This window comes from Mesorhizobium sp. M1078, from assembly GCF_040318615.1.
Lineage (GTDB): Bacteria > Pseudomonadota > Alphaproteobacteria > Rhizobiales > Rhizobiaceae > Mesorhizobium.
This window is the reverse complement of the sequence record NZ_JAMYMP010000028.1, coordinates 1-21,025: the sequence shown is the minus strand read 5'-3', so window position 1 is coordinate 21,025 and position 21,025 is coordinate 1. Positions and strand designations below refer to the sequence as shown.

14 protein-coding genes, 4 pseudogenes and 1 other annotated feature are annotated in these 21,025 nt (G+C 58.8%); of the genes and pseudogenes, 9 read left to right on the top strand and 9 right to left on the bottom strand.

Annotated features, from left to right (window positions below):
* The first annotated feature begins 4 nt into the window (after positions 1-4).
* The 3 genes and pseudogenes from NKH38_RS25885 to NKH38_RS25875 all read left to right on the top strand — a co-directional run bounded on the left by NKH38_RS25885 (position 5) and on the right by NKH38_RS25875 (position 2,101).
* Entirely contained in the window at positions 5-697 is a 693-nt protein-coding gene (locus NKH38_RS25885; RefSeq protein WP_352445343.1) for an amino acid ABC transporter permease, read from the top strand.
* 453 nt (positions 698-1,150) lie between these two features.
* Positions 1,151-1,279 (top strand): annotated as a pseudogene (locus NKH38_RS25880) (DUF736 family protein); the annotation flags it as partial.
* Between the two features lie 603 nt (positions 1,280-1,882).
* Positions 1,883-2,101 carry a carboxymuconolactone decarboxylase family protein gene (locus NKH38_RS25875; protein WP_352764097.1) on the top strand — a complete coding sequence of 73 codons (219 nt, stop codon included), beginning with the start codon at positions 1,883-1,885 and terminating at the stop codon, positions 2,099-2,101.
* Positions 2,102-2,591: 490 nt separating this feature from the next.
* On the opposite strand, the gene NKH38_RS25870 is transcribed toward NKH38_RS25875, so the two are convergent.
* Positions 2,592-2,813 (bottom strand): DUF302 domain-containing protein, encoded by a 222-nt coding sequence (locus NKH38_RS25870; RefSeq protein WP_502896648.1) that lies wholly within the window; start codon positions 2,811-2,813, stop codon positions 2,592-2,594.
* 106 nt (positions 2,814-2,919) lie between these two features.
* Positions 2,920-2,975, top strand: a sequence feature (sul1 is cis-regulatory element that is thought to sense ions involved in sulfur or methionine metabolism; They are found in Alphaproteobacteria).
* 70 nt (positions 2,976-3,045) lie between these two features.
* Between NKH38_RS25870 and NKH38_RS25865 the strand changes: the two are divergent.
* Positions 3,046-3,308: pseudogene (locus tag NKH38_RS25865) on the top strand (SulP family inorganic anion transporter); the annotation flags it as partial.
* Positions 3,309-3,474: 166 nt separating this feature from the next.
* The gene (locus tag NKH38_RS33475) at positions 3,475-3,729 is read left to right on the top strand and encodes an exopolysaccharide production repressor protein (RefSeq protein ID WP_023699083.1); all 255 of its coding nucleotides are present in this window, start codon (positions 3,475-3,477) and stop codon (positions 3,727-3,729) included.
* Positions 3,730-5,295: 1,566 nt separating this feature from the next.
* Here NKH38_RS33475 and NKH38_RS25855 read toward each other — a convergent pair.
* From NKH38_RS25855 to NKH38_RS25835, 6 genes and pseudogenes are all read right to left on the bottom strand, one after another.
* Positions 5,296-5,586: an ATP-binding cassette domain-containing protein gene (locus NKH38_RS25855; RefSeq protein WP_352764100.1), complete on the bottom strand. Its 291-nt coding sequence runs from the start codon at positions 5,584-5,586 to the stop codon at positions 5,296-5,298.
* Between the two features lie 23 nt (positions 5,587-5,609).
* A pseudogene (locus NKH38_RS25850) lies at positions 5,610-6,097 on the bottom strand (FecCD family ABC transporter permease); the annotation flags it as partial.
* Between the two features lie 265 nt (positions 6,098-6,362).
* Positions 6,363-6,623 (bottom strand): annotated as a pseudogene (locus NKH38_RS33470) (hypothetical protein); the annotation flags it as partial.
* A 504-nt stretch (positions 6,624-7,127) separates the two neighbouring features.
* Positions 7,128-8,546 (bottom strand): coiled-coil domain-containing protein, encoded by a 1,419-nt coding sequence (locus NKH38_RS25845; protein WP_352764102.1) that lies wholly within the window; start codon positions 8,544-8,546, stop codon positions 7,128-7,130.
* Between the two features lie 357 nt (positions 8,547-8,903).
* A complete protein-coding gene (locus NKH38_RS25840; RefSeq protein ID WP_352764104.1) occupies positions 8,904-9,635 on the bottom strand; it encodes a hypothetical protein in 732 nt (243 codons plus the stop codon).
* A 303-nt stretch (positions 9,636-9,938) separates the two neighbouring features.
* Positions 9,939-10,694, bottom strand: coding sequence for a methyltransferase domain-containing protein (locus NKH38_RS25835; RefSeq protein ID WP_050589264.1), 756 nt, complete (start codon positions 10,692-10,694; stop codon positions 9,939-9,941).
* Between the two features lie 615 nt (positions 10,695-11,309).
* Between NKH38_RS25835 and NKH38_RS25830 the strand changes: the two genes are divergently transcribed.
* Both NKH38_RS25830 and NKH38_RS25825 read left to right on the top strand, forming a co-directional pair.
* Positions 11,310-12,497 (top strand): FkbM family methyltransferase, encoded by a 1,188-nt coding sequence (locus NKH38_RS25830; protein ID WP_156941378.1) that lies wholly within the window; start codon positions 11,310-11,312, stop codon positions 12,495-12,497.
* A 104-nt stretch (positions 12,498-12,601) separates the two neighbouring features.
* A complete protein-coding gene (locus tag NKH38_RS25825; RefSeq protein WP_081726976.1) occupies positions 12,602-13,330 on the top strand; it encodes a glycosyltransferase family 25 protein in 729 nt (242 codons plus the stop codon).
* Positions 13,331-13,410: 80 nt separating this feature from the next.
* On the opposite strand, the gene NKH38_RS25820 is transcribed toward NKH38_RS25825, so the two are convergent.
* A complete protein-coding gene (locus tag NKH38_RS25820) occupies positions 13,411-14,538 on the bottom strand; it encodes a tetratricopeptide repeat-containing glycosyltransferase (protein ID WP_023730056.1) in 1,128 nt (375 codons plus the stop codon).
* A 10-nt stretch (positions 14,539-14,548) separates the two neighbouring features.
* The gene (locus NKH38_RS25815) at positions 14,549-18,271 is read right to left on the bottom strand and encodes a glycosyltransferase (RefSeq protein WP_352764108.1); all 3,723 of its coding nucleotides are present in this window, start codon (positions 18,269-18,271) and stop codon (positions 14,549-14,551) included.
* Positions 18,272-19,262: 991 nt separating this feature from the next.
* Here NKH38_RS25815 and NKH38_RS25810 point away from each other — a divergent pair.
* Entirely contained in the window at positions 19,263-19,577 is a 315-nt protein-coding gene (locus NKH38_RS25810; RefSeq protein ID WP_155923361.1) for a hypothetical protein, read from the top strand.
* Between the two features lie 91 nt (positions 19,578-19,668).
* Positions 19,669-21,025 (top strand): DUF4347 domain-containing protein (locus NKH38_RS25805; protein WP_352904581.1); only part of this gene is annotated, 1,357 nt, incomplete at its 3' end.

The following is a 21,025-nucleotide window of genomic DNA, read 5'->3' as shown; positions in this document are numbered from 1 at the left end:
AACGATGTTTGATACCGATATTTTGCTCCAGGACACGCAGGAAATTCTGAGTGCCGTACCCGTGACAATTGGAATGGCGCTCATGATTTTCGTCCTGTCGACGATAGTCGGCAGCATATTCGCGCTTATCGAATACAGACGGGTGCCGGTGCTGCGAGAGCTCATCATGACTTACAAGATCGTCTTCAAGGGCGTTCCCATGGTCATCGTGATCTTCCTCGCCTATTTCGGTTTGCCGCCCGCATTCCAGTTCCTGTTCTCATTGCTCGGGATCAACTTCAACGCCCACGAAACTCCAAATTGGGTCATCCTTGTAGTTGCGATTACCGGCTGTGTCGCCGCGTTCCAATCGGAGATTATCAAAGGAGCCCTGAATGCATTCGACACCGGTCAGTCGGACGCAGCCCATTCGCTGGGCTATACGAGCGGCCAACTGTTCCGACGTATCCTATTTCCCCAGGTGGCCCTCACGGCAATTCCTGACCTGACAACTTCCATGATGGTCATCATGAAGGCCCTTTCTCTCGGATTCGCCATAGAGGTTGTCGATATCTTCGCCCAGTCCCAGTTGACCGCGGCTCTGAACTACTACTACCTTGAAGCCTTCGTGATTGCCGTCGTGATCTATATGGTGATTGCCTATATTGTCACACAGATTGCCGACAGGCTGGAGCAGGCGCTGAGGGTGCGGACGTGAGGCGGATCTGGGATAGGATCGTCAAGCTTCGGATATCGAGCCGCAGCTTGGAGGCAATTCTTTCGGGGATGAAAAGCTTGAGGAAAAACCCAAGTAGCCGGTGTATGTACCGGTGAGTTTCATGCGTTTGGTTGATAGCATCGTTTGTCGCTGCTGACCGGCATCATGCCGAGTATGCACCAATTGCGCGGACGCAACGTTGCGCTTGTGCCGACCAGGGCAGGAAGCCCCGTCTCCAGCAAGTGGCATGGAGATCTCGAAAGCGTACTCGGTGCGGCGAGCCACGAATCAATATTGAAGAACCTGGGACTATCGGTCCCCGCGCCGGTTATGCTAAGTCGTTCCACGTCTTATTATAGCAGGATACCCGCTTTGACCCGACCCGCGAAGTGACAACGCGCGAGATTCGGTTCCGATAAGCTGTCCACCGGAGGCGATGTCTCCCGGGGGAGACGCGACTATCTGGGCCCAAGCTCGACGATCCGAACTTCAACGCCCATCTACGCCAACCTCTGCGACGGCGAGGAAGGTGACACCTTCTCCCTGATCTGGTCCCGCCCCAACGGGCGGCGCGGCGACTAAGGCCCGCGTAAAGCCCAACCGGAAGGCCAGGGCCAAGGCGAGGTTGTCCAGCGGCGACTCGGTGGCTTGGCCTTTGGTCTTTACGCCGCCTCAGCCTATCTCAGCCGGCATCGCGAGCCAGACTTCGGGGCAGGCTTTGCAGGTCATGCCATCATTGCAACGAGTGGCGAGCTGGATGCGATTGCCCATCTCGCCTGGCTCGAAGAGATCGCTTACGACGCAGTTAGCACCGTGCTAGACGGATAGTCGCGAAGCACACGCACATGCGGCGGTAGCCGGCGCCGGCCTAGCCTGCCTGCCGCGCTACATCGGAGACAACACGACTGTCCTCGTTTGGGTGAACACTCCCCTGCCCGTCCCGGCGCGCGAGATCTGGATGGGCATTCACGCCGAGGTTCGCAACACGCCGCGCGTGCAGGCGGCAGCGCGACTCCTCGCCGCTGGCATCGCAAGAAATCCTGCGCTCTCGAGCCCGACGGTCCACCCCAGACGAAAATGCATAGGGCCTAAACGCGGATCGGCAATTTCCTTTGCGTGGCAACTTCGCTTTTGTGGATCATCGCTTCCACCAACGAAGGAGCTCGGTCGTGATGATCGATCGGAATGGCCATCACAAACAGCTGCTTGGCCGCATCCGCGAATTGGGGCAGACGCACGCCGGATACGCTCAAAGGCTACAAGATTCTCAGCACTGCCGGTGAGATAACGCAGAAGCTTTCGGTCAAGACGCGGGAGCTGATTGCGCTCGCCGTAGCAGTCACTGCTCGATGCGACGGCTGCATCGTCGTCCATGCTGACGGCTCATCAAGCTTGGCTACGTGATGCGCTTCGTCTCACGCTCGGTCATGACCGGCTTCGTCAACGCACTGGCGATCCTCATATTAATGGCCGAGCTGCATGGCGCAGCTCAGCGTGCCGACCACATCGCCGTCTTGCATTGCGACGAGGTGAATGGCGTCTACGTCGTAGCGGTCCCGTTCCAGTGCCTCCGGCACGTTCCCTCCACCATGAACACCTTGCGCCTGACTTCGAGAGCGAGAGCGCCGAGGTCAGAGGAAATGGAGACGGGGAGGATCGTGAGGTCCGACATGGCAACAAATTATTCCTGCATCTCTCCCCTGCGCAACCCAACTTCGTTTGAACCGAATTGCGGCCCGCTGCCGCCGACTTGACCGCCCGTGCCGTTGCGAAGCAGCCCGCGCGCGGTCCTCAGGTCAACTTGGCGGCGATTGCGGCGTAGATCAATCGAGCTCTCACCCGAGCGCCGACAATTCATGGTGACGATAGCGGTCGAACAGCGGCCCGAGAAGGGTCATCTCACCGTAATCCCATTCGCATCCTTCATGACCACGACCTTCAGAAGCGCCTCCAAAAGCGCGGCCGGATCAGCGCCCAGCATGTGAACCATGTAGCGCGGCTGAAAGAAGAGGATCTGCCTCGTGCGCGCGATGATATAGCCGCCAGGTTTAAGCAGCATCTGAGGATCGACTTCATGAATGATCCAGATATCCGCCTCGCGTAGCACGGCGCGAATGGCCTCGAGACGGTCTCAAATGACGAGCTCGCAGTGATCACCTGACGGCGCGTTGCGCATCGAACCGGCTCCGCGGTGCGGGATATGTGTTAAGTGCGTCATCTCGATTGGACCCGGTGAAACTCCGGGTGGCTCTTCCGGCCGCCAATCCGCCGGACAACTCAACCGCATGACGCTTTTTGCAGGACAGGCCCCGTTTGGTCCGTGCGGTTAGTAATTTGACCGGAATCCAATGTTTTCTTTGCATGGCTATCGCGACCAGTGGTTCGGCAACATCCGAGGTGACCTGCTCGCAGGCCTCGTTGTCGCGCCGGCGCTTATCCCCGAGGCGATCGCGTTCTCGATCATTGCCGGCGTTGACCAAAAATCGGGCTCTATGCTTCGTTTTCGATTGCGTGATTTCCGTAATAACCGGCGGCCGGCCGGGCATGATTTCAGCGGCCACGGCGGCCACAGCGGTGGTCCTGTGTCACGGTGGTCCGCGACCACGTCCTGTAGTATCTGCTGGCTGCAACCGTGCTGGCCGGCGTCATCCAGATTGGCGCAGGACTCATTAACTCAGCATGGCGCTTGCGCAATAATTAATTTAGTGAAATCTTAAATGCTTCTGGGAGTAGACGAGAGACCGGTCGGTCCAATTATGGGGCGGCATTGAACATAAATGTTTTTTCCGCGATTCCTGGTCGGGATGTTTGCCACGTCGACCGTGGTGGCGTTATGGATTTACCTAGCAACGGGTTCGTTCTGGAAGTCGCTTGCATGGACCTTGCTGATTTTGATCATATTCCAGGTTGGATATTTCCTGTTTTCATTCGCGCTTTTCCACACGCTTTGGACGAAGAGAACCGAAGAAAAACCGAACACCGCCGAGCCTACCCGTCGAGACGGCGGTGTCTCATCTAAAGGCGGCCGATGATGCCCGACAAGCCGGCCACGCAGCATCGACAAATCGCCGGGGATCGTCTTAAACCGCGCCACCCTTGGGCGGCAAGCGCCTCCCTGAAATCTTGCAGAGGAATGACGCAAGCCTTCCTCGCGGCGCAGGTGCCTCACACGCCCGATGATGCTGTCTTTGCAAGCAACGATCTCCCCACTGTTATTGGGTAGCCGGGCCGAGGCTTGCGTTTGCACATGATCGGCGATGCTGCCCTGGGGATCGCGGCGACTGGCCGAATAGGACGAGAAATGACGCAGGAACTTGGACGCTACAGATGCTGTGGCACCAGCGGACAGGAATACCGTGGTTGAATACCAGAATATGGTCGGCTTCGACGCCATGAGTGGCCGACAGATAGGCCGAGAACGAAAGAGCATCGCTTAGTCAATGGCGGCGCTGTCAACTCACCGACGTACAACACCATTGAGACACTCAGCACCCACGAGTTCATCCAACAGGTGGATTAGGCCAGCGTCGATGTTAGTCCAGGGGCTCCGAACTCAGCGTGTAGTCGGTGTTCTCGAATTCACTCGGAGGGTTCTGCGGGCGCGCGTTCCCGCTGACCACTCTCCACCCCAAGATGTCAAGCGATCCCGGCAGCAGCCAGCTTGCGCGCGGGGCCTCCTAGGTGATGACGCCATAACGCCGATCGACCGAATAGGTCATGACTTCAACTGCGGCGGACCAGGCGCCGGCCATCTTCTCAAGTGTTCGCTGCGGGCCATCGTCCAAAAGGCTGTGTTCCAACAACTCTAACGAGAGAGATACACTCCTGCTACTCGGCGCCGCTTCCCTCAAAGCGCTGTCTGGTAAAAAGGCTCGGCGCCCTTCTGGTTTGTTCAGGTTCAAAAGGAGGGCGCCGGCCCCAAACTTTTCCGCCCAGAATGGCGATTAGCGCTTCGGGGTGATCTCGTCGACCCTCACCTGTCGCCGATCTTTTTCGCCCAGGCCAGCGCCTTGGTCTTGGCTTTTGTGGTGAAACACCGTTGAGCAGTGAGGCGCTTCAAACACGCTCACAACAGGTCGCCACCGACTCGTCGAGCATGCTCCACCTTCGCTTAGTCCATAAAGGTGTGGTGCGTTCATATTAGCATCAGCATATATAACTTGGCAGCCGGCCATGTCCCCAGTCCCCAGCCGGTTAGGCCCGGCTGCTCTCTACCCCCAAAGAAAGCCGGGCCGTCCCCGCGGCCAGAGCGTTCCGTGCTTGGTAGACAGCTCGCCGGGCGATACCCCGACCACCTCGAGCCCGGCGAGCCTGACCTGGATCAATGATCGGATCAGGACCGGGGTCAGCCGGCAAATATCTATGCAAGAGCGGTGTCACTTTGTTAGCGCTGAAATGAATCAGTTTTCACAGCACCACCAACCCAGCGCAGCGAAACCAACTGCTGGGACAAGCATGCATGCACCGAATCGCGAACGGCGATTCAATTAGCACGCACTTAATTACCTCATACCATTTTAGCGAAACGTTGACCGCGCTGTCCCAGAATAGGACGGCGCGGTCGGACCCCAACCGGACTGCGCAGGCGGCTTCGGCACTCAGCGCCCGTTCACATCGAATACGGTTCGATCAGGATCGGACCATGCCTGCGCCAGCACGGCACGCACGGTCGCGGCCTCCACCGGCTTCATCGCCGTGAGATCGCGCCCGTTGACGGCCACTGTCCCCGCAAACGCCAGATCGCCCGACAACGCCTTCAAAAAGGTCGTCTTACCCGAGCCGTTCGGTCCGACGATGGCGGCAATTTGGCCCGGCCTCGCGACGAAATCGACATTGGTAACAATGCGCTTGCCGCCGATCGCTACCGAGACATCGCGTGCTTCGATCATGCCGGCCTCATAGGTTTCAAATCTCACAAGTCGACTACGCCGCGCTTGCGCAGCAGAATCCAGAGGAAGAACGGCGCGCCGGCGATCGCGGTGACGATGCCGATCGGCAGCTCGGCCTGCGCCACGACCAATCGGGCAACGGCATCGGCGATCAGCAGCATGCAGGCGCCAAGCAGCGCCGATGCCGGCAAGAGATAGCGAATGTCCGGGCCGATCAGCCGCCGCAGCAGATGCGGCACGAGGATGCCGACAAAACCGATGCCTCCGCTGACTGCGACAGAGGCGCCGACCGCTGCGAGACGCTAACGATCGCGGTGTATTTCAGCCGTGGTACCTGGATACCAAGATGGCCGGCCGTCGCCTCGCCGAGCGCCAGCGCGTTGAGGCCTTTGGCCAGGAACGGCATCGCCGCCACCGCCAAAACGATGATCGGTCCGACGGAAGCGATCTTCGGCCAGGTCGCGCCGCCGAGCGAGCCCAGTTGCCAGAAGGTCAGGTCGCGCAACTGCCGGAAAACAATCTTTGACGATCTCTCCCCCAACCGCTCGCAGCGAGCCGCAATACGCGTGGCGCCCTGTCCGCGCCTTCGCCCTCGATATGGTCGCCAAGATTGTCGTGGGCCTTGCCGTAGGTCTGGGCGTCGCCATCGGGATAACGGTCCGCGACCACGCCAGGCACACGCGCGCGCCCCGGCCATCCACGAAACTTGATAGGCGAAGCCGACTGTAAGGCGACCAAAACGGACACGCTGCAGTCCGCACCTGATTGCGCCCGTGTCAGAAATGGAGTTCTCCTCTAGTTGTCAATGGCGGCAGCCAGGACGTCGTCCTGGCTGACTGAACCGGGGTTTTCGAAAGTTCAGGCAGCGCGTCCGCGACAGGTGACAACACGGCGATCGCTGACTCATAGACCTCCGTCAGGTAGGACGAGATCAAAGGATCGCTGCGCCACTCAACAGCTCGGCAAAAAAGGCCGTAGACCTCACGTTTGGTTCCGACGTCCACGCCGGCCGGGGTTTCGTCAAAGATGAAAGATCGGCAAGAATGTCCCATTGAGCAGGACCTCGACGTCCTTCTCGACCATGCCCAGGCGCGGGCTCGACGATCTCACACTCAAAGTTGCGACCTGACGAAGTCGAAGCGTTGAATGGGTGATGCGCCCGTCGGGCGTTCATGGTTGTAGTAGCACCGCAGCACGATCACACCGGATCAATTGTCAACCCATCAGCCCTGCGCTCGAAGGGCCTCCTCTATGACCTTCGTGATCTCTGCTGGTGGTGAAGCAGATGTGTCGCTGCCAAACTTCTCGAAGGCAAGATCGACTTCAACTACCCGCGCTTGCTGCGCTGCGGAACTGTGATGCGGCGGTTGCGTCGCTGCTTCCTTGAGGTCGGAAAAAACGAGCGGGCCAGACAAAGTTCGCACGCCTGCTTTGCTGTCTTCGGTTCTAATAGAGCCAAGTGTGAACGGAACGCCGGGCGCTGGATTGTGCGCCCAAAAGGATCACTTTGTGACCACCAGCATCAGTACCGCCGTCGCTCCCTACGACGCTGCACGCAAGCTCGGGCGGGAACGTCGTCTGGTTGTGGAGCGGGTTGGTTCCACTGCCATGCTGCCAACACCAACAACGCCCTCACGCTCCCTTGCGCTCGTTACTTTGTGCAAACGCTCATAGGGCAGCAACTCCTTGACCCGCGTACCAAGCGCAACAATTTCTGCCCGCAAATCTTCGCATTCCTGCCTCTGGACTTCGTGCTGCATCTGCTCGGAGGCGTATTGCGCCGAGATGTGCGAGAGGTCCGCAGTCAGCTTCGAAAGGTTCGTCATGTGGGCTTCGCTCTCTTTCAAGAGATCAGAATACCTTTCATCCGCAACCTGCTTTTCGGCCATGGTATCGCTCCATTGAGCCGTCAGCCTGGCGATTTCACTGGATGCTACGCTTGCCTCGTTCGTTGCCGCATCCAGTCGCGATTGAAGACTTTGAATTTCAGATCGCAAACCTCGCATCTCTGCGAGACTGCGAGCACGTTCGGCTCCCGTGTCATCTTCCATGATGCGTGCGGCCTCTGCCATTTCCGACAGTTTCGCCTGCGCGATCTCAAGCGACTTCTGCAACCGCGTTTCGTCCTTCTCGCTCTTGCCGAGCGCAGCCAGCAGTTCGGAATGCCGCACCGCATCGTTGGCGTGGATCGTCGACAGCTCATCAAGCCTCCGCCTCGCCTCAGCTTCCCGCTTTTGCGCCTTGTCGAGGTCGATCGAGAGTCTGACATGCTTTTCTCGCAAGGTATCGTTTTCGCGCGCCCGTCTATCGGCCTCGGCTGTTCTGGCCGAAAGAGCTTTGGCCGCCTCGCCGAAGTCCGCCTCCCTTAATGCGATGGTATTGGCCGCTTCTACAAGTTCCAGCCTTACGGCGGCGAGCGCACTACGAAGAGCGTCCCTGTCCTGGACCAAGCATACTTCGCGCTGCTGTATGGCTCCGAACGCGCTGTCGTGCTCACGTTGCTTCCTCATCGCATCGTGCAGCTGTTCGGACAGGACCATGTGTTCTCTCGTCAGGTTGGCATTTGCCACTTCCAGTTCGTTGGCACGAAAGAAGTCCGCTTGAAGGATCTGAAAAAATTCGCGTGTGTAGTGGTGCGAAGTTGCAACCTCCATTAGCTTGGCTTTGACATCCTCCAAATGGCCTTCCGCATCCTGAAAGAGCATCTCAAATGAGCTCAAAGCAGCCAGCCAGCTCTGCGTATGCGAAGTTAGCTGGCGAGGGGTTTCATTGGGAGTGCCCTCGGGTTGCAGGGCATCGGTCCCTATTGCGAGGCTGTCTTTCGAGGCACTGCCGTCGTCTGATGGTGACACCTCGTCAAGGCTCAGGGAGATGTTCAAAGCCTCGACTAGCTCTGTCTCGAGTTCCTCGGTGGCTCTTTCCACATTGTCGTAACGTTTGATCAGGTTCGATAGTTTCATGACAAGCTCTCCCGGCGCACCACTTTGAATTAATGGTTTGGCAACCAACGATTACACACCATATACCGCTCCGGGAACGACGACTGCCATGCAATCGACTATATTAGATCATTCTAAAGCAGTACGCTCGCAAAGGGGGGAGTGCCTGCTTCGGATCAATCCGGTGATCATGCCGGCCAAGTCGAACGTCTTCGGGAGACGATCAAGGAAGCCTCAATGGCCGCCATTGGTCTGCCGCGGCCCGTGCAAGGCTTCGCGGAAGGATGCTGTCTCGTGCGCGTCAACGCTCGCAATTGCCTCCTTCGGTGCAGTTCCGAAGATCAGAGATGGCTGGTTTGTTCGTCACCCCCTTACCGATCAAGCAATGTGCAGCAGTTCGCGCAGCCGGACCGGCAGTCGGGGCGAGGCTTGCAGTTCGGCGCAACTCGCCTCCCATCGCTTCAGATACTCGGCGATCGGTACACCTGTGCGGCCGGGCCATCGGTTGATTGCGCCCAGCGCCTCGATGCAGTCGGGCGCCGCCTCGTACTCAGTCAGGATGGTTCGGGACATTGCTTGAGCAAACGGATTGAGGCCGGGTATTTCGATCTCGCCTCGATGGTCGCCGAACCAGGCAGCGGCGTCGCGGCTCAGCCCCTGGCTGTCGGCGAGCGCCGCGTAGCCGCGGACGATGTTGTCGCGATACGCCGCGATGGCATCGCCGAACGCGTTGTCGCCGGCAAATGGCGGATTCTCTTTCCAGTCCTTTGCCAAGCGACCGAGACCGCGCAGCGAGAAGGCCTCGACCAACGCCTCCTCGAGCCACTGACAGGGCGGCGCCGGCTTGGCGTCCGCCTGCCAGCTGTTGGCCATGACGTGGCCGAGCTCATGGCCGAATTGGTAGGCGAGCTTTGACCAGTCGCGTTCGCCTATGTCGACAATGATCCACGCCATGCTGCTGCCGTCGGGGTGCAGCCAGATCGCCGGCTGCCCGGAAGTGTGCTCGTCGACACGAAGTCGCGTCGGCTGGCGATCGGAGAGCAGGCGGACGCCATCCAGGCAGGCGTGCCGCGTGCGCTCGACGACCTGATCTGCGGAGCGCGGAAGCATGTGACCCCAGTCGCCGGCGAGTTCGATCGGGGCGGTTAGTAGGGTGGAGGGAACGGCAAGGGGCGGCACGGACACCGCGTAGCTTGTGCCTGCTCTTCCCGGCTGCGTCAATGCCGCTGGGATCAAGTTGCGGATCGCTGCGCCCGCAAACAGTGTAACGAAATCTCGTCGCCGCAATTGGGTTCCTGATGTCCGACCGCTCGAACTTAGAATACCTGATCCGTAAGGCAAAGGGTCGGGACGCACGGCGCGTGTCAAACAAGCTTTTGGCCGCGGTTTGCGAACGCCTTGCTGGCTGCGCGCTCAATCATCCGTTCCTGACCTTTGCCACGCCGCAAGGTAATCACTTTGGTAAACTTTCTGCTCGCCGTCAGAAATCTCGAATGTCTTCCTGGCTGCCATGAGGACGTATGTTCTAGCAGTGCTCATTGTCATGTTTGAGCGCTGTCCGAGAACAGCCGGGTCGGGAACGTCTCGTGGATTGGGCTTCCCCACGTCGTCGACCAATTGCATCAGCTCTATCTCGAACCCGTTTTCGCGAGAGAATGTTCGCCATAACAAGTCAGGACTAAACTGGTAAAGGCCATGTCCAAGAAAGTTATTTGCGCCGTCCACCATCAAGAATATGCCGCCGACTCTTAGCATCCTCTTTACGTTCGAAAATGCCATTCGCGTATCAAACACATGCTCAATCGTCCCGCCGTCGAAAATACAGTCGAATTGATTTGCAAGTTCATCAGGAATCGGATCGTTCAAGTCGTGAGTGATCTCGGCTCCTTCGAAGTCAGAATAATCGAGTGACCTTATCGCCTTGCTTCCCAGATACTTGAATAATTCCTCGCAATATCCCGTTTCTCCCTTGATATTTTCGATCGATACTCGTCTGTCATATGAACGAAGGACGGAGTTTCCCAAGGTGCTGTCGTGAATGTGGTAACCTTGACGTCCTAACCACAAGGTTTCGCCAAGAGACCGCCCGCGGAATTTCAGGAGAAAATCCATAACGTATATATCGACACCCATCAACTTGCCCCCGCCACGGCCTTTGTATTTGGTCACTTATCGATGTGTGCGTAGTATCAACTGCCGATGCCGGACGACGACTTGACATCCTGTGCGACCGATCGGCGCGCAGCCCGTACATTAGCACGACTGTGTCCAATTTTGAGCAAAGAAGAACCAGATCTCTACGATTCGATAACCCCAAGGTCTCGGTACCCAGTTGTTATCCACTTTTGATTGACACTATCGACTTTCGTGTTTCGGCCTCAAAGCCGCATGACGATGTCGATTGTGCCATCAATATGGCGTGCGCTCCGTTGAAATGGCATCCGATATGAGGGCAACAAGTTAAGGGGGAGTTCTAGACCGGGTCGCCGACCGAACCCTTTCTTGTCTATGTTGGCAAAATTCGCTTTCGAGGATCAGCAAGGTGCGGCTGATAGTCGATTGGAGCGCAAAGCAACTTCGGGGGTACACTGGTCGGCCGCGTCATGGCGGCATAGTTATTGCTGGCGGGTCCGATCCGGTCAGCGCAGCGGAAATCAAGCTGTCGCCCCCAAACAGTGTAACGATATCCCGCCGCCGCGCTTCGATTCCCAATATCCGACCGCCACGTTTTAAAATACCATGTCAGTCCACGAAGGCGAAGGCTCGGGAAATGGGGGATGAGGAGTGGGCGAGGCCATTTTTTCGCGAACATACACAGGGGATGCTTTTTCAAGTTGGCAGGTGGCGAATGAAATATCAGTTCGCCTTGAAGACGGATCCCTTGTCGTCTCGGATACGGAGCGGCACAACTGGCACCTGTTGCGCCTCCATAATTCAGCTTTTCTATTTAGAACTATCAGGCTGAAATGTTTGCTGAAATTTCGCCCTGACGCTACCGCCAATTTCTACATCCATCACTATGGCTCCATCGATGTAGCGGAAATTTCTGCGGACGGGTCCATAGTCAATGATGGCATTTGCAGGAGCATAGCGGTTGAAAAGAGTTCCGAGGGGCTACTTGAGGTAGAGGCGACATTCCTGAGCTGCCATTCAACCCTGTCCATCGGCTGCTCCAAAAACCGCCACCCCTTCTATGCTGGCACTGGACGCGAACAGTTCGTCCTCGTCAGCGTTCTGGTTGAGACGTTTGACGCGTATCCTGAATTGTCCCGTACGCCAGCAGAGGAGCGCATTACGCTTGTCGATGTCGGTGGCCAAGGGGGCCTGCAACTCAAGTGGATGCTGAGAGCCGATCAGATTACGCCGGTGGTTTTCGAACCCATACCGTCGGAGGCTGCAGTGCTAAGGCAAACCCTTGGCCGAATCCCCGGCGCTCAGGTAATAGAAAAGGCGCTGGCCCACACCACAGGCGTTCAGAAGCTCCACATTACAGCGGATACAAGCTGCTCCTCCTTGAGGGAGCCAAACTTCGACGTGCTGCAGCAGTATTCGGTAGCGCCAATTTTTGTCGTGGTCGGCACGCAGGACGTCGAATGCGTTCGATATGACGATTTGTTCCGAAGGCACGCCGCTCCGTCGCCGGACGTGATGAAGATAGATGTTCAAGGTCTTGAATACGAAGTTCTGCTGGGCTTTGGGCACCTTCTGGAAAATTGCCTGGCCATCGAACTGGAGACGCACGTAGTCCCTATATACAAAGGTCAGAAACTACTCGGTGATATCATCGATATGCTTGGACTTTTCGGATTTTCCCTACGGCACATCAAGCAAATTCCGCATTTCGACGGCGACGCCGTTGAGTTTGACGCTCTTTTTACGAAACGGCGCGACAGGGCTATCGCTTTTTCCGAGTCGGCAACGCGAAAGTTTGCCACAATTACCGAGGTCTTGGAGATTGATCCATACTTTTGACGGAGATGCCTGCGTCGTCCAGTCAACGATTTTTGAATTGGTCGCGCTCAGTCCGTTACATGTGAGAACGAAAATCACTGCCTGGCGAGGATACGGTGAGACGAATGATAGATCACGTTCACGTAATCAACCTTGATCGCAGCGTTGATCGTCTCGAGAGATTTCGTAAGACGAACGATCATCTTAGAAGTATTCGGAGATTTCCTGGAACTGATGGTCGACTTGTGGACCGTGATCGGCTTGTACAGGACAAAATCATCTCGCCGGATCTAGATTACGCGGCTGGAAGTTTGGGCTGCGCCGTTTCTCACGTCGCGCTCTGGAAAGAAGCTGTTCGACGGAGTGAGGCAATAACCGTGGCCGAAGACGATGCCATCTTTTCTCGTCATTTCGAACCGCACATGCATTCACTGTTGGCTAACATTCGTGACTGGGACTTCATCCTTTGGAGCGCAAGCCTGCGGTGTTACGCTTGGCTGGATGCCCTCCCAGGCGGAACTGGCGCGAGGCTTGAGTTCTTTTCTGGAGAGGTGATGACACATGTCCAGGATTTTCAAGAGGCCGAAACGGAACCCGTTCTTCTGCGAGCACACCATCTTTTGGGTCTTGTATGTTATTCAGTTTCTCCAAACGGGGCACGCGCGCTGCTCGACTGGTGCCTTCCAATACGGCCGATGATCATCGATTTCGCGGGATTCGGCCTGAGGCTGAACAATGCTGGAATTGACTGCATCATGAATGGGGTAATGCCGTCGCTGAAAGCGTATGTGTGCCTTCCACCTCTGGCGATCAGCGATGAACGACCCGAGGAATCGGTTCGGATCAACACATGAAGTGACATCCTGCGAAGCAGGCGCCCACGCAGAGTCGCATGAACCAGATTAGCCCTTCGCAGTAGATCTGCATTTGCGGCTCAGCCGCGTTGCGTGGCTGCGGCATCTGTGGGTGCTCGTGTCTCGATATCTCCGGTCCGCTCCTCCTCCCGCAGCCGAACGAAAAACTCTAGATTGTTCTTGAGTCTCTGGTTAACTGAGTCGAGTTCAAGTGCCCTTTGCCCCCATTCTACCGCACGGTCCATCGCATTGAGATGCCATGACGCGATGGCGCCGAGGTCAAACAGCCGAAATCCCCAGCAGTTCTGATCGTCCAGATAGCTTCCGGTGCGGTGCGTCCTCTCGATACCGTTGGTGCAAGCCCAAAACAGATTCAACCAGTCCGCTTTGCCGTGGAGCTCTTCGGCCAGGTCGGCCCAGATCTCGCGGCGGTGCGGCGCTTCCATCCGCGCCTTGTCCAGCCAGGACAAGCTCTGTTCCGGGCGCATACGCGCGATATAACGCATGGCCTCGGCTCGTTCTTCGCCCCACGTGCTTGTCGGCAAGGCAAGATAGCGCTCAAGCAACTCGACAGCCCGATCCTTCTGGTTGGCCCACATCAGGTCTCGCCCGAGCCAGAAGCAGATTTGTGCGTCGGCGGGGTCTTCCTTGTGCGCCACTTCCATCAGCGGCAGGTAACTACTCCTTGTTGGCTTGGTAAGGTCCTGCACCTCGAACATGACAATGTCGCTGCTGCTGGCCGTGACCTCCCTCTCTCCCGTGAAGACCAGGGCTTCGTGAACAGGCCTCTTGAAACGATATCCCCAGCGATGATGAAAGTTTTTCGCTGGCCAGTTGCGAAGTGGGGTCGGGTCGTCGACGCTCGCTCTGTACACTGTCTGACAATAAAGGGCTGTCGTCTCGCGAGTCCAGACAGCCTCGAGCTTTGCCCGCCAGCCAGGTTCAAGGAACCGGTCCATGTCCATTGTGCAGCACACATCCACGTCGTGCGGGATCAGTGCCATCGCGGCGTTGCGGGCATCGTCGAAACGCCATGGGCGGACCGCTATCCTGTGCACGGTAACGCCGGCAGCGGTCAGCCGTTCCACCGTATCGTCGGTGCTGCCCGTGTCGGCGACAATGCGATAGTCGGCGTCGACGGCCGAATTGGCCCAGCGCTCCGCGTTTGCGGCTTCGTTCAAGGCGATGGTGTAGACAGCGACTTTCACGGCGCTCTGCTCACTCACGCGCTGGTGCAAGATTTCGCCTGGCGGACATGCCCAACGCGCCCTTGCGGATAGCCACCAGGCCTCCCAGCAGTTTCGCCCGATTCAACTCGTAGTGGCTGTCGAAGAACAGGATCTCGGCGAACTGACCGGCAAGCGCGCTCACGCCCAGCGGATCGACCGACCGCGCGCTGCCGTACTGCTGGATTTCCCGCAGCAAGTTCTTCGTCAGCGTGATCTTGCCAAGATCCTCGCCCGGCGGCTGCCAGTCGAGGTCTTCGATGAAATACCAGCCGCCCTCCGCGAGCAGCGGGAAGAACTCGCGCAGGGTGAGCTGCTCGTCGAACGAGGCGTGGCTGCCGTCGTCGATGATCGCGTCGAACGAGCGCGGCTCGAGTTTCGCCGCGACTCCGCGCAGATCATCCAGCTTGGATTGGTCGCCGACGAACGACTTGAAACGTTCATTGTTCAGGCGGGAAAAGTCCGTCAGGTCGACGCCGACCACCTGGCAAAACGGAAAGTAGCTCTGCCATAGCGCGACCGAAGGTGTCTCGCTCTGGTTGTCCGCCAGCCTGCGGCAAAGCCCGATTTCCATGAGCCGCCGCATGGCCAGCCTTCTGCCCGACAGCAGGCGATCGTAGACCCTGGCATAGGCATGACGGTTGCCCGTATGCCGGTTCTTGTCGGTATTGAAGCGGTCGGCGAGAGTTGTGAATGCCGGGAAACTATCGAGTGGGTTGATCAGCTGCGAGATCAACGGTGCCCCCTCGCCGCCCGGCCGGGCGTCGTTGCGGGCCGTCCACAGGTGGATACCGAACACGCGGGCATCGTTCAGATAATCGGTCAATTCCGATAACGGCCTATCGAACCTGTCGATCTCGGTCCAATCGATCGCGTTGAAGAACATCGGGCTGAATACCCGGTCGCGCAGCTCGGCGCCGGCTACGGTCGCGATGTAGTCGGAGAGCAGCTTCGGGCCGATGTCACCGAACTCCTTGCCGCGCGCTTCTTGGAAACGCTCGAGCGACAATTCGTATAGCGCCCTGAGGTGGCGGCTGTAGGGCTTGGCGTATATGACGTTGCCGCAGATGAAGTGGCCCTTGTGTGCTCCCCGCCATTGCAGATTGAAAAAGTGATCGCCGCGAAAGGGGAACGGCCGCAGCAGGATCACGTCGGAATCCATCCACAGGCCGCCATGTTCGTAGAGCAGGGCGTAGCGGAAAATATCGCTGAAATATCTGATCTCGGAGCCGGCGACTATGCGCTCGAACAGGGCCCGCGGCATGACGTCGTCGGCATTGCGGACCTCGATCCCGCGCCGGACGAGGAATTCGAGCTTCTCTGGCGCATAGCTCCACACCCGCACCGGATGGCCAGCCGCTCGCATCGACGTTGTGGCGCCAATCAAGGTACGATGCTCAGCTTTGTCGGACATCACTTCATAGAAGCAGTTGATCTGCGGAAGTGCGGTGTCGTCGCTGCCAAGGAAGGGATAAATCCGCGCGTCGAACTGGCGCGATCGTTGCCGTCGTTCCAGCGGAGAATCCACGTCGCGCAGAAACGGCGCGAGCTCATGAAAGATCTCTTCTGTCGACTTCATGCTGCCGGTGCCGAAGTCCTTACCTTCCAACGGCGCCCGGTTTGCATCACCCATGGCCCCACCGTCGGCGCGGCCAGGCTTGATCGCGGCTTTCGTTGGAGGGGCGCGAAAGACCGGCGTCGACAGTGTCTGCTTCGTTCCTGGATCAGCCACCCCCGAAGACAGGCGATCCACATCCTCTAGCATCCCTCCCACATCCGCCTCATCGACGGTCGCGATCCAGCACTCGCTGTCGGCAACGCTGTAGGAAATCAGCAAGCGCTTCTCATCGGGATGCCAAGCCAATCCGGCAGCGAACTCGGCGCCCTTTTCGTTGAAGTAAAAGGGACGGCTCACCTTTTGCAGCAGGTTCATTGCGTCGAACCAAACAAACCGATGCAGGCAGTATCGCCTGTTCTCGGAGGGTCTCCATTGCACCTCGTGAATCAACATTAGCCAACCGCCGGCGAAAGCGACCTGTTGGCTTACGCCGCCGAATCGTTGGGCCGCAATTCCAGGAGAGGTCTCGCTGATCGTTTCAGCTCGCTCATCCGCCACCCGAATTGGATCGCCGAAACAGACCAACTGCAGCCGCTCCTCGCCGGCTTCGCCTGATGTGACCTGCGTCATCCATTTCCTGTCGTGCGCACTCGGCCCCGTCGCGGGCAGCACGCGCAGGTCGGTCATCCGGTGGTGGCCGGTTTCGCTGTCGCCGACGCGCATGATGACCTGCTTGCCCTCGCTGTCCGCCAGATCGCGGACGGAGGCCGAGCCCCACAGCTTACCTTTCCAGGCGAACAGACGCAGGTCCTCGACGCCGGCCTCGCGCATGTTTGTCGGCGGCAGCATCTCGGTTGTCGATCGGACGGCGAGCCCATTGGTCAACCGCAGAAGGAAATTCCGAGCGAGGATCGCCTCGCCGCCTTTCGTCCGGAGATGGACGCCGTCTTCGCTTGTGGTGTAGTTCACCGCTGCCTGAGCAAGCACAATCTCCTTGCCCAGGCGCGCCACCGAGGGGCTTGACGGCCTGTAGCCCTCGGGCGCAGCGAAAACGATCGGATGAGCGCTGAACGACGGCATCGTTGTCTTGGCTGGCTGCACATAGAAGAACAGGTTGGACCACGCGAGATCCCTGGGTCCATCGCCGATACTACGGTCCAGCGCTAACCAGTTGCACGTCGCGAAACCGCGATCCTTGCGCACCGGGTCGCGCGCATAATTCGCCGCGATCGCATACTCTTCGCGCAGGCCTGTCGTGTAGACGAAATCCTCGAGGAACAGGATGTCCTGCTCCGGCCGCTTGATCGCCAGCCCTGCTTCGGAGAACAACACGCTGGCGTCGTTCATCCCCTTCTCGCGGTAAAACCGTGCCAGGTCATAAAGTGGCTCGGCGCGTTGCGGCCGTTGATTGAAGGCGGCAAGCGCCTGTTGAACAAAGCCAGCCTCGTCGCCGAGTTTGCGCAGGCAGCGCGCCTCCTGCAGGCGGGCATTCCACGCCTCCTCGTCCCAGCCGCCCATCGCGGCACGCTTGGCGTAGGCCACCGCCGCCTCCGCCGTCCGCCCAGCGTCGCGGTAGGACTGCGCCAGGTAGAACCAGTAGCGCTGATTTTCCGGATCGTTCTCAAGGGCGTCCAGCAAAAGCCTGGCATCACGCTCGAACTTGTCCACCCGGTTCGAGCCGCTGGCGTGGTCCTTGTACCAGGCACCCCTCAGTTCCTGCACGCCACCGGGCACGTCGAGATATTCGTGGGTCACGCCATGGTAGCGGGCACCGGCGTCGCGTTTGACAAGGCGCGTGTTCCAATAGGCCAGGCCGGAATCCGACCGCTGCAACAGCCGGTAGCCCGGGCCGTCGAGCCCCTCGCGGAACCCCGTATCCTCAACCATCAGCTCCATGTCGGCATCGTCGAACAGCAGATAGTCATAGGCGAGCGGCGAGGCATAGGCGTGATCGAGCGCGGCGTTGCGGGCCTGCTCGAAATTGTGGAACGGGAACTCATGCAGCTCGCCAGGCAGGTTGTGGACGGCAAAGAACGCCTTGATGAAATCCTGGGTTCCGTCGTTCGAGCCGGTGTCGCCGATGACCCAGCAGTCGATGTGGTCGACAACCGCCCCGAGACAGCATTGAAGGTTCGCCATCTCGTTCTTGACGATCATGTTAAGGCAGAGGCGCTTACCGCCTGTCATATGCTGACTTTCGACCCCCATGACTGCGGGCTGAAGCGGTTACATTTGTGCCATGGTGCCGTCGGGGACAGGGATCCGTTCCAGTGCGGACTTATCCGGCCTTCATGTCCCATGCACATTTTCCCCTGCCTTGGCCATCTGGATGCTACCTCAGCGTGATCCATTGTTAGCCAGCACCTTCCGCCGCAGCAAGGGTCTCGCGGTCACCTTGGGCGAGGCTTTGCGAATTGCCCTGTAGGCTCGATCGCTACGTACACCCCCGCCGCGATATCAAGCGTTCGTCGATAACGAAGGTGGTGTATCTTAAGCCCCGGATTTTTCGATGCATTTGGCCGTATCCGCGCCATCTCGATGTTTTCCAAGGTAGTAAATCGTGGTTGGGCAATTAACAAATTGTAAACAGGTTATTTACAAGTTGCTAATTTTATAATTTACTAATGTCTTATGTATGGGAGGGTTTCCGTGGACCGGGCAGTAGGCCTGTCGGTTCGCGCTGTCTGCGAAGCCAGGAGAGTATCTGGAGCAAGTGCCACTTCGTGCGTGAGGGCGCAGAAAGTGTTTGGCGCAAGGAAGACGTCATCCAACGTTTTCCCAACCTGATGTTCCCTCGCAAGTAGTCGATTTCCCTCGCAAGTTGACACGCGTGTTGGGAGTTGGCTGTGGTCGGTGTGATACCAAGTGCGAAACGATGCGTCCGCAACGCAGGTTTCTGCTTCGATCAATCCCCCAATTATCTGCACCTGACCGCCAGCAAAGATTGCCTGGCGCTTGAGAAGTATTGCTCGTCGCCCTGCACGGCGCCCGTTGGTGTGCGGAGCTGCTGGCTGCTCAATGCACGCGGCTCGAGCGCCGGTAGAAGCTGCGACAGGCCTCAGCTGGCGCGGACGCTCGGCAGCGATAGAAACCTAGGCACGAAACAAGACAAACGGCGGCGCAGCCGCTGCCGACGGAGGAGGAAATCATGAGCTATATAACGGGGTTTGCGGTCATGGAAGTTGCCGTGAGAGGCGTCTTGCCCATCGGCGACACGACCGAAAATGTGCCATATTTTATCCTGGACACCGCCAAGAGCGCCGTCGTCGGTCAAGTCATTCTTCCCAAGGCCGTCAAGCGAAGCCTCGCCGTCGCTGTCACCGTCAAGGTTCCGGCCGCAGCCGGTTCATTGGCGATTGGCACGTTTGACGATGGCGGGAATTTCCAGGCCTGCAGCTTCCTCCGCGTAGAGAGCCCCGCTGTCGAACATCCCGACGGCGCCGTCGGACCGTCCGGAAGATGAGGCCTCTCAAGCCGCTGATCCCGAGCGCTCGCCGGCCAGGCCGGTGGGCGGTTTCCGCTTGAACTGAGTTCGAAGCCAACAGGAGCCAGTCATGGCCCGTGCCTCTGAAATTCTTTTTGTCGATCCTTCAGTCTCCGACCTGCAGACGGTTCTCGGCAACGTGCGCCCCGAGGTTCAAGCGATTGTGCTCGACGGCCGCTGGCCGGCGGCGCGGCAGATCGCTGCGGCGCTCGCAGGGCATGAAGGGCTCGACGCGATCCATATTATGGCGCATGGCGCGCCTGGCCGGGTTAGCTTCACAGCCGGAGAGTGGTCGGCCGCTACACTGAAGGAAGATGCTGAGGATCTTGCCGCAATCGGCAGGGCGCTTGCCGCGGACGGTGAACTGCGGCTGTGGAGCTGCGAGACGGCATCGGGGGTTGCGGGCGAGACCTTCGTAACGGCGCTGCAAGAGGCCATCGGCGCGGACGTTTGCGCATCCAGGTCGCTGGTTGGCGCAGCCAAGCTGGGCGGCTCATGGGAGATGCCCGAAAACTCGGCCGGCTCGCGCTTGCCGCCGATGACATCCGTTGGCGTGGCGGCCTACACTGGGGTCCTGGCAGGGGGCAATTTGACGCTCACTGGTACTGTCTCATCCGGAAGCAGTAAGAGCATCAATACATTTTACATTATCGATACAACAACCAACACCGTTGTCGGCAGCTTCGTTCTTCCATCCTCGGCTAATACTGTTGCCCCAAATTTTGCTATAACGATTTCGATCCCAGATACTTTGCATGACTATGCAATATATGACAGCGGCTTTAACATATATGGCACGCTTATACACAACGCCGGCGGAACTGCGTTCGCGTTCAGCCCCGATTCTACCAACAACGGCAAAAACGGTGATACATTTGTTGGCGGCAACCTGGCTGTTACGAGCCAAGGCGCGACAGGCCCGGCAGGCCCCACCGGTCCGACCGGAGCCACAGGCGCGACCGGCGCGGGCGCAACGGGTGCGACCGGCGCGACGGGCGCCACAGGCGCGGGTGCGACTGGCGCGACAGGTGCCACGGGTGCTTCAGGCGGGACCGGTGCAACGGGCGCCACTGGCGCCACGGGTGCTTCAGGTGTGACCGGTGCGACGGGCGCGACAGGTGCTTCGGGTGGGACCGGTGCAACGGGCGCAACTGGCGCGACCGGCGCCACGGGCGCTTCTGGTGGGACTGGCGCGACGGGTGCTTCTGGTTCGACCGGTGCAACGGGCGCCACAGGTTCGACCGGCGATACCGGAGCGACTGGCTCTACTGGTTCAACCGGAGCCACAGGTGCGACCGGCGATACGGGAGCGACAGGTTCGACCGGAGCAACCGGCTCTACTGGAGCGACTGGCTCGACCGGAGCAACCGGTGATACCGGCGCGACCGGTGCAACGGGCTCGACCGGCGCGACTGGTGCTACCGGAG

Excerpts from the sequence above, each read along its gene's own strand:
- NKH38_RS25885 (WP_352445343.1), top strand. The coding sequence starts at position 5 with ATGTTTGATACCGATATTTTGCTCCAGGACACGCAGGAAATTCTGAGT.
- NKH38_RS25875 (WP_352764097.1), top strand. The coding sequence starts at position 1,883 with ATGGCCATCACAAACAGCTGCTTGGCCGCATCCGCGAATTGGGGCAGA.
- NKH38_RS33475 (WP_023699083.1), top strand. The coding sequence starts at position 3,475 with ATGTTTTTTCCGCGATTCCTGGTCGGGATGTTTGCCACGTCGACCGTG.
- NKH38_RS25855 (WP_352764100.1), bottom strand. The coding sequence starts at position 5,586 with ATGATCGAAGCACGCGATGTCTCGGTAGCGATCGGCGGCAAGCGCATT.
- NKH38_RS25845 (WP_352764102.1), bottom strand. The coding sequence starts at position 8,546 with ATGAAACTATCGAACCTGATCAAACGTTACGACAATGTGGAAAGAGCC.
- NKH38_RS25840 (WP_352764104.1), bottom strand. The coding sequence starts at position 9,635 with ATGCTTCCGCGCTCCGCAGATCAGGTCGTCGAGCGCACGCGGCACGCC.
- NKH38_RS25825 (WP_081726976.1), top strand. The coding sequence starts at position 12,602 with ATGATAGATCACGTTCACGTAATCAACCTTGATCGCAGCGTTGATCGT.
- NKH38_RS25815 (WP_352764108.1), bottom strand. The coding sequence starts at position 18,271 with ATGATCGTCAAGAACGAGATGGCGAACCTTCAATGCTGTCTCGGGGCG.
- NKH38_RS25810 (WP_155923361.1), top strand. The coding sequence starts at position 19,263 with ATGAGCTATATAACGGGGTTTGCGGTCATGGAAGTTGCCGTGAGAGGC.